Source organism: Nocardia sp. NPDC059229 (assembly GCF_042754165.1).
In the GTDB taxonomy this organism is placed as follows: domain Bacteria; phylum Actinomycetota; class Actinomycetes; order Mycobacteriales; family Mycobacteriaceae; genus Nocardia.
On the sequence record NZ_JBHZAK010000024.1, the window covers coordinates 110285 to 123362 of the forward strand.

At 68.3% G+C, this 13078-nt stretch carries 9 protein-coding genes; 6 read left to right on the plus strand and 3 right to left on the minus strand.

The window, feature by feature from the left end; all coding sequences use genetic code 11:
* Positions 1 to 24 precede the first annotated feature (24 nt).
* Positions 25 to 993 carry a helix-turn-helix transcriptional regulator gene (locus ACFXHE_RS37195; protein ID WP_379389343.1) on the plus strand — a complete coding sequence of 323 codons (969 nt, stop codon included), beginning with the start codon at positions 25 to 27 and terminating at the stop codon, positions 991 to 993.
* 477 nt (positions 994 to 1470) lie between these two features.
* On the opposite strand, the gene ACFXHE_RS37200 is transcribed toward ACFXHE_RS37195, so the two are convergent.
* The 3 genes from ACFXHE_RS37200 to ACFXHE_RS37210 all read right to left on the minus strand — a co-directional run bounded on the left by ACFXHE_RS37200 (position 1471) and on the right by ACFXHE_RS37210 (position 4784).
* Positions 1471 to 2910, minus strand: a complete 1440-nt coding sequence (locus tag ACFXHE_RS37200; protein ID WP_379389345.1) for a DUF222 domain-containing protein — start codon at positions 2908 to 2910, stop codon at positions 1471 to 1473.
* 63 nt (positions 2911 to 2973) lie between these two features.
* Complete coding sequence (locus tag ACFXHE_RS37205) at positions 2974 to 3699, minus strand: ABC transporter ATP-binding protein (protein ID WP_379389347.1); 726 nt, start codon at positions 3697 to 3699, stop codon at positions 2974 to 2976.
* A 35-nt stretch (positions 3700 to 3734) separates the two neighbouring features.
* Positions 3735 to 4784 (minus strand): ABC transporter permease, encoded by a 1050-nt coding sequence (locus tag ACFXHE_RS37210; protein WP_379389349.1) that lies wholly within the window; start codon positions 4782 to 4784, stop codon positions 3735 to 3737.
* A 130-nt stretch (positions 4785 to 4914) separates the two neighbouring features.
* On the opposite strand from ACFXHE_RS37210, the gene ACFXHE_RS37215 reads away from it, so the two are divergent.
* The 5 genes from ACFXHE_RS37215 to ACFXHE_RS37235 all read left to right on the plus strand — a co-directional run.
* Positions 4915 to 6093, plus strand: coding sequence for a sensor histidine kinase (locus ACFXHE_RS37215; protein ID WP_379389351.1), 1179 nt, complete (start codon positions 4915 to 4917; stop codon positions 6091 to 6093).
* Positions 6090 to 6725, plus strand: a complete 636-nt coding sequence (locus ACFXHE_RS37220) for a response regulator transcription factor (RefSeq protein ID WP_033090529.1) — start codon at positions 6090 to 6092, stop codon at positions 6723 to 6725. The genes ACFXHE_RS37215 and ACFXHE_RS37220 overlap by 4 nt, the downstream gene beginning before the upstream one ends.
* 18 nt (positions 6726 to 6743) lie before the next feature.
* Positions 6744 to 7169 carry a PPOX class F420-dependent oxidoreductase gene (locus tag ACFXHE_RS37225; RefSeq protein ID WP_379389353.1) on the plus strand — a complete coding sequence of 142 codons (426 nt, stop codon included), beginning with the start codon at positions 6744 to 6746 and terminating at the stop codon, positions 7167 to 7169.
* 57 nt (positions 7170 to 7226) lie between these two features.
* Positions 7227 to 7985 (plus strand): precorrin-4 C(11)-methyltransferase, encoded by a 759-nt coding sequence (gene cobM / locus ACFXHE_RS37230; RefSeq protein ID WP_379389355.1) that lies wholly within the window; start codon positions 7227 to 7229, stop codon positions 7983 to 7985.
* 303 nt (positions 7986 to 8288) lie between these two features.
* Positions 8289 to 13078 (plus strand): amino acid adenylation domain-containing protein (locus ACFXHE_RS37235; protein WP_379389357.1); only part of this gene is annotated, 4790 nt, incomplete at its 3' end.

The following is a 13078-nucleotide window of genomic DNA, read 5'->3' on the forward strand; positions in this document are numbered from 1 at the left end:
TACTTCGAGCGGAGGATGGCGGGTATGAGCGACACGTCGGCACGACTGCTGCGGCTGCTGTCCCTGCTGCAGACCCCGCGCGAATGGCCCGGCAGCGAACTCGCCGAACGTCTCGGCGTCACCGATCGCACCGTCCGCCGCGACATCGACCGCCTCCGCGATCTCGGCTACCCCGTCGCGGCCACCATGGGCGCCACCGGCGGCTACCGCCTGGTCGCCGGGGCGGCCATGCCGCCACTGCTGGTCGACGACGAGGAGGCCGTCGCCATCGCGGTCGGTCTCCGGGCGGCCGCGGGCTCCGCCATCGCCGGCATCGAGGAAGCGTCCGTCCGCGCGCTCGCCAAGATCGAACAGGTACTGCCCGCCAAACTGCGCCGCCGGGTGCGAGTCCTGGGAGCCGCCACCGTCCCGCCCCGCTCCGGCGCGACCCCCGTCGACCCGGAGCTCCTCACCGCTCTGGCCGGGGCCGTGACCAACAGGGAGCGCATCCGCTTCGCCTACGAGGCAGCCAACGGCACCGAAACCCGCCGCAACACCGAGCCCGTCGGCCTGGTCCCCCACCGGCACCGCTGGTACCTCGTCGCCTTCGACCTCGACCGCAACGACTGGCGCGTCTTCCGCGCCGACCGAATCCACCGCCTCCACCCCACCGGCGCCCGCTTCACCCCACGTGACCTCCCCGCCGCCAACCCCGCCGCCTACGTAACCGGCGAGCGAACCGACTGGGGCACCCCAACCCTGCACTTCCAGGTCGACATCGCCGCCCCCGCCGAAGCCGTAATCGGCCGCCTGGGCGAAGGCCCCGGCGACATCGTCCCGCACGGACCAAACACCTGCGCCCTGAACATGTCCCGAGACGACCTCCCCGAATGGGTAGCACACCGCCTCCTGGAGCTGGGCGTCGAATTCGAAGTGCACAGCCCCCAGCAACTAACAGACGAGCTGCGAAAGATCCGCGATCGCGCCGCCCGCGCAATAGAAGCCAAAAGATAAAAGCCAAAACCCAAAAGATCAAAAGATTAAAAGACAAAGACGCCTGGAGAAGGGAGGGGGCCGGGCTCACGTCCGCGCCTACACCTTCCAGCCCCCCTCACCTTTGAAGCCGCATGTGGGGTTGCTGCAGGAGGTATTGCTTCAGATCACGGAGTTGGGGTAGCCCCATGATGGTTGTCGGCGTCGTGGTGGCGGCGGCAGTGGCGGTTGGGATCGGAGAAGCAGTGGCAGCAATGCCGGTGCGGGCGTTCGGCGTTCGGTGAGGACCGGTGAGCAGGCGGGGCGCGGGGGCGTGGCTGGCGGTCCCGTGCGCGGATGCGGTGGTGGTTGCGGTCGGAATCGCGGTCGCTGGGTTTGGCCGCGGTGGCGATGGCCGTGCCGATCCTGGCGGCGGGTATATGACTGTGGGCGTTGGCGGTTCGGGGATCAGCGGTGAGGTAGCGGTGGGGGTGTCTGCAGGACACGAGCAGCCGGGATTCATGCGGCCCGTGAACCCCACCTCTGGCAACTGGATTCGATGGCAGCGGCGACCCACTCCCCAACGTGATGTCTGTCGTTCACGCGCGGAGTGCCTGTGGGGTCGAGACGTTTCGGAGCAATCCATCCGGTGCGTCCCCGATAGGGGGAATCTTTGCCCATGACAACAGTTTTCCAACCCCCAGCACTGTCATTGACCAGCGCATGGCAGTGATCGCACACCAAGGTCAGGTTGTTGAGATCCGTGGGGCCGCCCCTGGCCCAGTCGGTGACGTGGTGCACCGCGCACATCGACGCGGGCGCGTCGCATCCCGGGCGGGTGCAACCCTTGTCGCGGGCGATAAGGGCCAGGCGCTGAGCCGGGGTGGCCAGTCGCTGGCAGCGCCCCAGGTACAGCGGCAGCCCGTCCGCGTCGAGGATCACCAGCACCGGCTTGGTTCCCTCGGCCAGCTTCAAAGCCTCATTGATGGAGACGTGGCCACCGGAGGCGGTGGTCGCGACTCCGGCCCCGCGCTCGAGGTCGGCGAGGTTCATGGTGAGGATGGCCTGCACCGGCAGGCCGCGGTGGTTACCGAGCTTGGCGGGGTCGACGCCTGGCTGCAGCAGCGCGAACAGCGCGTCGTGGGTGCGCTGACCGGCGTCGCGGCGGTCGCGGCGGGCGGCGGCCTCGAGGACCTTCGAATCGACGACAGCGGCAGTCGTGGTGGGGCTTTCGGGGTCTTCGAGGTTGCACATGCCTGGACGGGCGAACTTCGCGAACACCGCATCGAGCAGGGTACGCAGTTCGGGGGTGATCCAGCCTTCGATCCAGGACATGCCATCGATGCCGGGGCGGCACAGCATGATTCCGCGCTTGCGGCGGCGGTCGGTGTCGGAGATGACCTTGCCGTCGGGGTCGATGCGGGCGAGGATGTCGCGGCCGATCTTGGGCAGGTCGTCGGGCCAGCCGATGCGGGAGTGGTCGACGAGGATCGGTTCGGCTTCCGCGCGAGCCTCGGTGGGGGTGTCGGCGGGCAGGTGGTTCATGACGTCGATGATGTTGCGGACATGGTCACGTGAGATGTCGCCTGCCTCATAGGCTTCGGCGGTTTCGGCGAGGGTGGGCGGGCGCAGGTGTCCGGTGGGTTCGAAGAATTCTCCGCACTGGCGGGTGATCTTTACTCGCATCGACGCGTCGTACTTCGACAATCCCAACGTCCGGCGCAGGAACGGCACCAGGTCCCCTGCCCCGCTGGTTTCGTGCAGGGATCGATCCGCAGCTTCGATGATCAGGCGTGAATCCAGCGCGGACAGTTGACGTTTGCAGGTTTCCAGGCGCTGCATCAACTCCACGACATCGGCATCGGAGAATTGCTTCAGGTTGGTGTTCGAAAGGGTCTGGACTGCGGTCGCCAATTCGGCGATACCGCAGCTCTCCAGCGCTTCCCCCTTCGAATTCATGCCTCTATTCTATCGCTGCCGTAATAACCTAGGAACCCGAATTGTCCGGTATCCCCGAATGTTTCAAGCGGCCAATGCCGTATTTTGTTGTGTAAGAATGCCATCCACCATTCGATACACGCTGTCCATCTGATCCAAATGCGACAGATCGTGCGTCACCAGCAACGTCGACGCTCCATGCTCCCGAACGATCCCGACGATCAGATCGATGATGGCCGCCCCACGCTCCTGATCCAACGCACTGGTCGGCTCGTCGATGACCAGCAGCGACGGGTCGTTCATCAGGGCGCGCGCGATGTTCACCCGCTGCCGCTGTCCGCCCGAGAGCTGAGCCGGCCGCTTGTTCTCGTGCCCCGAGAGCCCCACGGCCGCCAGCAGATCCCGTGCGCGCGACCGGGCTGCGCGCCGCTTGGCAGGCGAGACGAACCAGCTCTGCCCCAGGTGCACCATGGCCTCGAGCTGCTCGACGGCGGTCAGCGCCGGGACCAGATTGGACTGCTGGAACACGATGCCGATCGAGTTGCGACGCAGGGTCGCGGCGTCGCGTCGGCTCAGCAAGGCGAGATCGATGGTGCCCGTGGCGGTTTCGAGGTCCACTCGCCCCGAATCCGGGCGCAGCAGGGTGGAGACGGTGGCCAGCAGGGTCGACTTGCCGGAGCCGGACGGCCCGGTGATGGCCGCGATCTCGCCGCCGCCCACGCGCAGGTTCACGTGGTCGAGGGCGGTGATGCGGTCCGTGCCGTCCGGGAAGGTGAGGGTCAGATCGGAGACGGTCAGTGCGTTGGTCATCGCAATGCTCCTGGGAGGCAAGGGGAGTGTGGTCATCAGCGGGCCTGGTTGAGGGCGGTGAGGGGATCGGTGGTGACGAGGAAGCGCAGCGCGAAGGCCGCGCCGAGCAGACCGAGCGCGATCAGCGCCGCGGCCGGGAACAGCGTGGTGCTCGCACTGAGCACGAAAGGCACTGCGCCGCCCATGAATACGCCCGCCACGGCGGTCAGGCCGACACCGACGCCGACACCGAGCAGCAACACGATCAGCGCCTGGCTCAGGGCATCCCGGATCAGGGAGCCGGTGGTCGCGCCCAGCGCCTTCAGGGTCGCGATGTCCGGCTGCCGCTGCACGGTCCACACCGTGAAGAACGCGCCGATCACCAGCGCCGAGATGGCGAACAGCATGACGGTCATGAGGGTCAGCGACCCGTTCTCGGCCTGGTACGACGCCATCGCGGACAGCGAGTCCTTGCTGCTGGTCGTGGTGGTGTGCGCCGTCGCGTTCACCGCGGACTGATCGCTCACGCCGGACACCGCGAGGATGGTGGCCGCGCCCGCGTGGGGGTTGAGGGACTGCCAGTCCGCCAACGTCATCCACACCACGGGGGTGTGCGCGTACCAGTCGTCATCGGTCACGCCCTGCACTGTGTAGGAGGCCGCGCCCAGCTCGACGGTGTCGCCGCTCTTGGCGTCGAGGTCCTTGGCGGCGGCCTTGGACAGGATCACCGAGCCCGGATCGGTTGCCACGCGCTTGCCGAAAGGCGTGCCCTGCACGCCGAACAGTGCCACCTGGGTGGGCGACGCGCCGTCGAGGGTGGCGCGGGTGCGGCTGATGCCGATCGGATCGACGGTGCCGCCCGCCGCCTGCCACGTCTGCACCTGCTCGGTGCTCAAGGTGGAGGCGTCGAAGGAAGGGGAGGACCCGGTATCGGAGAAGACGACCGTGTCGGTGTCGAGGGACTGGATGGCGGAGATGTTCTGGTGCGCCAATCCGGCCGTCAGGCCGCTGAGAAAGCTCACCAGCAGCGCGACCAGCGTGACCACCAGGGAAATGAGGAGGAAGCGGCCGCGGGCGGCCCGCAGATCTCTGAGTGCGACGAACATGATTCCACTGTGTCGTCGCGGGCCTCGAAAACCATCGTCGAGCAGGACGGTTCCCGGACCAGCCAAGGGTGGGGCGGCGTTTCCTACTTTCGATGGATGCCGCGGCAATAGCCGGGCATAAGCTGGTCGCGTGCACCGCTCGCCACTCACCCCGGTCTTCTCCGCCCTGCAGGCGGGACTGCATGTCATGGTGGTGGCGCTCACCATCGTGGTGGCGGTCCAGGAGTTCCTGACGGGTTCGCATCGGGTGCCGGTCGTGGTGCTCGCGAGCGTCTTTCTCGGCGTCTACTTCGCCGGCGGCCGGTTCCGTCGCGATCTTCCCGCGGCCCGGGTGTGGCTGGGCCTGTTGACGCTGCTGTGGCTGGGCCTGGTGATCGTGGCTCCGCTGGCGGTGTACCTGGTGTTCGGACTGTTCTTCCTGTATCTCCATCTGCTGCCGCGCAATTGGGGGCTGCTCGCGGTGACCGCGGCCACGGTGGTGTCGGTGGTCGGATTCGCCGCGCACCGCGGCTGGACGGTGGCGGGTGTGATCGGCCCGCTGCTCGGCGCCCTGGTCGCGGTGGCCATCGGGCTCGGCTACCAGGCGCTGTTCCGGGAGGCCGCCGAACGGCAGCGCCTCATCGACGAATTGCTCGCCACCAGAAACACTCTCGCCGAACAGGAACGCACCGCGGGCAAGATGGCCGAGCGGGAACGCCTGGCCCAGGAGATCCACGACACGGTTGCCCAGGGCCTCAGCAGTATTCAGCTGCTGCTGCACGCCGTCGAGCGCGCCGCTCCGGAGCATCCGGCGCTGGAGAAGATCCGGCTGGCCCGCGAGACCGCCGCCGACAGCCTGGTCGAAACCCGCCAGCTCATCGCGGAACTCACGCCCGCCGCACTCGAGGGCCAGTCCCTCGCCGGTGCGCTGCACCGCGTTGCCGAGCGGGCCGCCGCGCCCGGCCTGGACGCCCAGGTGCTCGTCGAAGGGGAGCCGCAGGCGTTGCCCATGTCCATGGAGGCCGCCCTGGTCCGCATCACCCAGGGCGCGGTCTCGAATGTGGTGCGGCACGCCCACGCTCACCGCATGCGGGTCACCCTCACCTACGCCGATGACGCCGTGCACCTGGACGTGGTCGACGACGGCGTCGGCATCGATCCCGCGGTGCTGGCCGAATCCCCTTCCGGCAGTTTCGGTCTCAATGCCATGCGCAGCCGGGTGGAGCAGCAGGGCGGCACCATGGATGTCGAATCCGAGCCCGGCCATACCGCGGTCACCGTCTCCTTCCCCCTGGAGGAGCAGCCCACCTTCCCCTCGGAGCAGAAATGATCCGCATCCTCCTCGCCGACGACCACGCCATCGTCCGCGCGGGCCTGCGCGCGCTGCTGGACTCCAGCGTCGCCGAAACCGATTGCGACGATATCGAAGTCGTGGGCGAGGTGGCGACCGCCGAAGAGTCCGTGGCCTTCTGCTCCACCACCCCCGTCGACCTGGTCCTGATGGATCTGCGCTTCGGCCCCGGCAAGTCCGGCGCGGACGCCACCGCGGCCCTGCGCGATCTCCCGAATCCGCCGAATGTCCTGGTGGTCACCAACTACGACACCGATGCCGACATCCTCGGCGCGATCGAGGCGGGCGCGGTCGGCTACATCCTCAAGGACACCCCGCCCGCCGAACTGCTGGCCGCCGTCCGCTCGGCCGCCGAGGGCGAGAGCGTCCTGTCGCCCTCGGTCGCCTCGCGGCTCATGACGCGAGTCCGCAAGCCCGACACCACCTTGAGTCCCCGCGAGATCGAGGTCCTCCGCCTGGTGGCCGACGGCCATTCCAACCGGGAGATCGGCAAGCGCCTGTTCCTCTCCGAGACCACCGTGAAATCCCACCTGGTCCACATCTATTCGAAGCTCGGCGTCAAATCCCGAACCTCCGCCGTGGCCCGGGCTCGCGAGCGCGGGGCCATCTGAGGTCGTACGGTGTCGCCCATGGCCTCACTGTCCGATCAGCGTGTACGCGACTTCCTGACCGAGGGCACCCGGACCGGCAAGCTCGCCTTCGTGGCGAGCGACGGCCGCCCCCTGGTGGCGCCCGTCTGGTTCATCCTCGAAGGCGACGAGATCGTCTTCAACACCGGCAAGGACACGGCCAAGGGCCGCTCGATCCGGCGCGACGGCCGCCTGAGCCTCTGCGTGGACGTCTCCGCACCCCCGTACTCCTTCGTTCAGGTCCAGGGTGTGGCCGAAGTCTCCGAGGACCCGGACGAACTCCTTCGGACCGCCACCGACATCGCCGCCCGCTACATGGGTCCCGACCGCGCCGGCGAATTCGGCAAGCGCAATGCCGTCCCCGGCGAACTCGTGGTCCGCCTCCGCCCCACCAAGATCGTCACCGACTTCTCGGTCAGCGGCTGATCGCGGTGCTGGTGGCGGCCGGGCGGTTCGCCTGAGCGGGTGTGCGAGACTCGGCCGATGACAGTGCACTTCATCGGGGCCGGGCCGGGGGCGGCGGATCTGCTGACCGTACGGGCGGTCGAGTTGCTGCGGCGGTCGCCGGTGTGCCTGTACGCGGGGACCTATCTGGATCCCGAGGTGCTGGGGCACTGCGCGCCGGATGCCGAGCTGATCGATACCCAGCGGCTGGATCTGGACGAGATCGTCGCGCACTGTGCGCGGGCACACGCCGAGGGCAAGGACGTCGCACGGTTGTGCTCGGGCGATCCCTCCTTATATTCAGCGCTCACCGAGCAGAAGCGCAGACTGGACGCCCTGGGAATCCCCTGGGACGTGACGCCCGGGGTGCCGGCGTACGCGGCCGCCGCGGCGCTGCTGGGTGCGGAGCTCACCGTGCCGGAGCAGGTGCAGTCGGTTGTGTTGACCCGCACGCAGGCGCGGTCGACCGCGATGCCGGAATCGGAGGCGCTGGCAAATTTCGCGCGCACCCGGGCGACCCTGATCCTGCATCTCGCCATCACCCGGATCCGGACCCTCGCGCGGGAACTGGTTCCCGACTACGGCGCGGACTGCCCGGTGGCGGTGGTCTACCGCGCGACCCAGCCTGAACAGCAGGTTCTCCGGGGCACCCTGGCCGATATCGCCGATCGCGTGGAGGCGGCCGGACTGCGGCAGGCGGCCGTGATTCTCGTCGGTCCCGCATTGGCCGAAACCCTGAACTGTGCCCAGTCGCATCTGTACGATCCTGCTCGCGATAGGTCGCACATCACTGGCTGAAGGTACGAAATGCGATGATAGTTAAGGGCTATGGCCCTTTCTTATTGTCGCTTGCGCGCTGACGGTAGATTGGACCGAGTGTCCGTCACCAAGTTTGCGACTGTGGCTGCCCTGCAGCGGCCGACGGGTGTGGTCGCGCCCATGTAACAAGATCGGCCAGCTGGGGGGATACCCCAGGGAGTCTCAATTTACGGTGAAGTGAGCCCCGAACACCGGACGCCACGCTGAAGCAGGCGTGGCGTCCTGTTCGGGTTTTCGGCGGGGAGCGCTGCGTGTCGTGGTGTTCCGGAAGCGAGGTTTGGGTTGGACCGGCTGGATTTCGGCGGCATCGGCGAAGCTGGCAGCGAAATCGCACCGGGATCGGGCGAACTTTTCCCGCTGTCGCCGGCGCAGCTCGGCATCTGGTATGCCCAGCACCTGGACCCGCAGGTCCCGATCAATATCGCCCAGTACGTGGAACTGCGCGGCGAACTCGACCTCGAGTTGCTGGAACGCGCCATGGTCCACGGCTCGGAGGAGTTCGGGTCGGGCTTCCTGCGCATCGTCGAGCGTGACGGCGAGCCCATGCAGATGGTGGACCACTCGCTGGACCGCACCATCTACCACGTCGATCTGAGCGATGAGGCCGATCCGGCCGCCGCGGCCCGGGCCTGGATGCGCGCCGACTACAGCGCCCCGCTGGACCTCACCCGGGACCGCCTCATCCGCACGGCCATGCTGAAACTGGCCGACGGCCATTACTACTGGTACGCGCGCATCCACCACATCGTGCTGGACGGCTTCGGCGCGGTGACCTACATGACTCGCGTCGCCGAGCTGTACACCGCGTACGTCCGTGGCGTCGAGCCCGCGCCGCACAAGCTGACCGACCTGCCCACCCTGGTCGAGCAGGAATTCGCCTACCGCGAGAGCAGTCGCTTCAAGTCGGACAAGGAGTACTGGGCCGAGCGGGTCGCCGGGCTCGAGGACGGCACCAGCCTGGTCGGCCGCTCCGCGCCGCCGGCCGCCATCAACCGGATCGCCACGGGCGCGCTCAGCGAGGACCAGAGCTCGCTGCTGGACGACGCCGTGGCGCGCCACGAGTCGTCGCCCGCGGGTCTGCTCATCGCCGGTTTCGCCGCCTATCTCGCGCAGTGGACCGGCAGCGAGGACGTCATTCTCAGCCTCCCGGTGACCGCGCGCACCACCGCGATCATGCGCCGCTCCGGCGGCGCCGCCTCGAACATCGTGCCGCTGCGCCTGCGCGTCGGCCACGGCGTGACCGTGACCGATCTGCTCAAGCAGGTGCAGGTCGAGGTCTCGGGTGCGCTGCGTCACCAGCGCTACCGCGCCGAGGACATTCGCCGCGACTCAACTGGCGAGTTCACCGGCGGCGAGGTGGGCTCGCAGTTCTTCGGCCCGTGGGTCAACATCATGTTGTTCCACAACGAGGTCGTACTCGGTGACATCACCGGTGAATACAGCGTGCTGTCAACCGGTTCCATCGAGGATCTGGGCGTCAACTTCTACCAGTCGGTGAAGGGCACCCGGAATCACATCGATTTCGAGACCAACCCCAACCTGTACTCCGAGGACGAGACCGAACGTCACCACACGCGGTTCCTGGAGTTCTTCGACCGCTTCCTGGCGGCGGGGGCGGAGCAGCCCGTCTGGGGTCTGCCCATCACCACCGCGGCCGAGCGCACCCGCACCCTGGTGGAGTGGAACTCCGCCGCGCACGAGGTGCCGGTCACCACGCTGCCGGCGTTGCTGGACAAGCAGATTCCGCTGACCCCGGACAATGTCGCCGTCGAGTTCGAGGGCGAGCAGCTCACGTACGCCGAGTTCGGTGCGCGCGTCAATCGCCTGGCCCGCTTCCTCATCGCGGACGGCGTCGGCCCGGAATCGCTGGTCGCCCTGGGCATGCGCCGCTCGCTCGACCTGGTCGTCGGCATGCACGCGGTGCTGCGCGCCGGTGGCGCCTACGTGCCGATCGACCCGGACCACCCGGCCGACCGCACCGCCTACATCCTCGAGTCCGCGGCACCGGTCTGTGTGCTGACCACCGCCCGCGACGAGCTCGAGCTGCCGGACTCAGTGCGGCGCTTGGAGATCGACACGCTCGACGTCTCCGGCTTCTCCGCGGAGCCGGTGACCGATGCGGATCGCCTGGCCCCGCTGCGCCCGGACAACACCGCCTACGTCATCTACACCTCGGGTTCGACCGGCCGCCCCAAGGGCGTCGCCGTCACCCACCACGCCATCGTCAACCAAGAGCTGTGGATGCTCGACGAGTATCCGCTCACCGAAGACGATGTCTACCTGCAGAAGACCGCCACCACCTTCGACGTGTCGCTGTGGGGCTACTTCATGCCGCTGCTGGTGGGCGCGAAGCTCGTCGTGGCGACCCCGGACGGCCATCGCGATCCGCTGTACGTGGCGGAGATGATCGAGCGCCACGGCGTCACGGTCACCGACTTCGTGCCGTCCATGCTGACGGTCTTCGTCGCGCACGCCACCCGGGCCCAGTGTGCCTCGCTGAAGTACGTTTTCGTGATCGGTGAGGCGCTGCCGCCGGAGACCGGCGCGGGCTTCCGCGAGATCACCTCGGCCGGCCTGCACAACCTGTACGGCCCCACCGAGGCCGCGGTCTCGGTCACCTACTGGGAGAACACCGCCGCCGACACCGTCACGGTGCCGATCGGTCTGCCCGAGTGGAATGTCGAAGTCTACGTTCTGGATTCGCGGCTGCGGCCCGCCGCCATCGGCGCCGCGGGTGAGCTCTACCTGGCGGGCCGTCAGCTGGCCCGCGGGTACAAGGGCCGTCCGGATCTGACCTCGGACCGCTTCGTCGCGAACCCGTTGTCGCCCAACGGCGAACGCATGTACCGCACCGGTGACCTGGTGCGCTGGAACGATGCCGGGGCGCTGGAGTACATCGGCCGCACCGACTTCCAGGTGAAGTTCCGTGGCCAGCGCATCGAGCTCGGCGAGATCGAGACCGACCTGCTGGCCCACCCGACCGTCAGCCAGGCCGCCGTCCTGGTCATGGATACCGCCACCGGTCAGCAGCTGGTCGCGTACGTGGTCCCGGTCCCCGGCCAGTCCATCGATCCGGCCGAGCTGACCCGTTTCGCCGCCGAGAAGCTGCCGTCCTACATGGTTCCGGCGTCGATCATGGTGCTGGACGCCTTCCCGCTCAACACCTCCGGCAAGCTGGACCGCAAGGCCCTGCCGGAGCCGGTGTTCAGCGCGGATGCCGCGGGCTACCGCGCGCCGCGCACCGCCGCCGAGGAGATCGTGGCGGGCGTGTTCGCCGATGTGCTCGGCCACGACCGGGTCGGCGTCGACGACAACTTCTTCGATCTGGGCGGCAACTCGCTGGTCGCCACCCAGGTGGTGGCCCGCATCTCGGCCGCGTTCAGCACCCGCCTGGGTGTGCGCGCGCTGTTCGAGACCCCGACCGTGGCGGGCCTCGCCGCGCGGGTGGAAGCCGCTGGACCGTCCGATGTTTCGCGTACTCCGCTGGTGGCGCAGGAGCGCCCCGACCGGGTGCCGCTGTCGCTGGCGCAGCAGCGCATGTGGTTCCTCAACCAGTTCGACCCGAACGTCCCCACCTACAACCTGCCGTTCGTGGTGCGGTTGCGCGGGCAGGTCGATATCGAGGCCCTGCAGCTGGCGCTGGCCGATGTGGTCGCGCGCCAGGAGTCCCTGCGCACCATCTTCCCCGAGTCCGGCGACGGCGGCTTCCAGCAGGTGCTGCCGATGTCCGAGGTGGAGCTGGGCATCGAGGTCATCGATCTCGCCGAGGCCGAATTGCCGTCCGCGCTGGCGGAATTCGCCTCCGCCGGTTTCGATGTCTCGACTCAGCTGCCGATTCGCGTGCGCGTGTTCCGGGTCACTGGTGCGGCGGCGCTCGATGCCGGCGAGGTCGATCTCGCGGTCGCCTTCGTGGTGCATCACATTGCGGCGGACGGCTTCTCGTTCGGACCGCTCTCGCGTGACATGACCGCCGCCTACCTGGCGCGCGTGGCCGGTCAGGAGCCCGCGTGGGCGCCGCTGCCGGTGCAGTACCAGGACTTCAGCATCTGGCAGCGCGAGGTGCTCGGTTCGGAATCCGATGCCGAGTCCATGGCCGCCCGCCAGATCGCCTATTGGCGTGGGGCGCTGGCCGGGCTGCCGGATCAGCTGGACCTGCCGGCCGACCGTCAGCGTCCGCCGGTGCAGAGCTTCCACGGCTCCCGCGTCACCTTCGACATTCCGGCCGAGCTGCACACCCGGCTGGCGGGTTTGGCGCGCGCCCAAGGTGTTTCGCTGTTCATGGTCATGCACAGCGCGCTGGCCGTGCTGCTGGCCCGGCTCTCGGGCACCAGCGACATCGCCATCGGCACCCCGGTCGCCGGTCGTGGTGAGCAGGCGCTCGACGACTTGATCGGCATGTTCGTCAACACCCTGGTGTTGCGTTCGGAGGTGGATGGGGCCGAGCGCTTCACCGACTTCCTGGCCCGCACCCGGGAGACCGACCTGGCGGCCTTCGCCAATACCGATGTCCCGTTCGAGCGGCTGGTCGAGGTGCTCAACCCGACCCGTTCGCAGGCCCGGCACCCGCTGTTCCAGGTCATGCTGTCGTTCCAGGAGATGTCGCACGGCTCCATGGAGCTGCCCGGCCTCACCGTCTCCGCGGACGAGCTCGAGGTCGACATCGCCAAGTTCGACCTGCAGTGGACGCTGACCGAGCAGCGCGGCCTGGCCGGTGAGCCGGCCGGGCTGGCGGTGGTGCTGTCCTACGCCACCGATCTGTTCGACGCCTCGACCGTGGCCGAGTTCGGGCAGCGCTATCTGCGCGTGCTCGAAACCGCCGTCGCCGCACCGGACACCGTGGTGCGTGACATCGACGTCCTCGATGCCGGTGAGCGCGAGACCGTGCTGCACGCGTGGAACCACACCGCGCGTGAACTCCCCTCCGCCGCAACCGTTCTCGACCTGTTCGAGCGGCAGGTGCGGATCCGTCCGGACGCAACCGCGCTGATCTTCGATCCGGGCGAGCGCAGCGGCAGCATGTTCGGCCCCGCCGAGGAACTGTCCTACGCCGAGTTCTCCGCGCGCGTGAATCG

What these genes read in the sequence shown, in the direction of transcription:
- ACFXHE_RS37195 (WP_379389343.1), top strand. Translation starts at nt 25, where the DNA reads ATGAGCGACACGTCGGCACGACTGCTGCGGCTGCTGTCCCTGCTGCAG.
- ACFXHE_RS37200 (WP_379389345.1), bottom strand. Translation starts at nt 2,910, where the DNA reads ATGAATTCGAAGGGGGAAGCGCTGGAGAGCTGCGGTATCGCCGAATTG.
- ACFXHE_RS37205 (WP_379389347.1), bottom strand. Translation starts at nt 3,699, where the DNA reads ATGACCAACGCACTGACCGTCTCCGATCTGACCCTCACCTTCCCGGAC.
- ACFXHE_RS37210 (WP_379389349.1), bottom strand. Translation starts at nt 4,784, where the DNA reads ATGTTCGTCGCACTCAGAGATCTGCGGGCCGCCCGCGGCCGCTTCCTC.
- ACFXHE_RS37220 (WP_033090529.1), top strand. Translation starts at nt 6,090, where the DNA reads ATGATCCGCATCCTCCTCGCCGACGACCACGCCATCGTCCGCGCGGGC.
- ACFXHE_RS37225 (WP_379389353.1), top strand. Translation starts at nt 6,744, where the DNA reads ATGGCCTCACTGTCCGATCAGCGTGTACGCGACTTCCTGACCGAGGGC.
- cobM (WP_379389355.1), top strand. Translation starts at nt 7,227, where the DNA reads ATGACAGTGCACTTCATCGGGGCCGGGCCGGGGGCGGCGGATCTGCTG.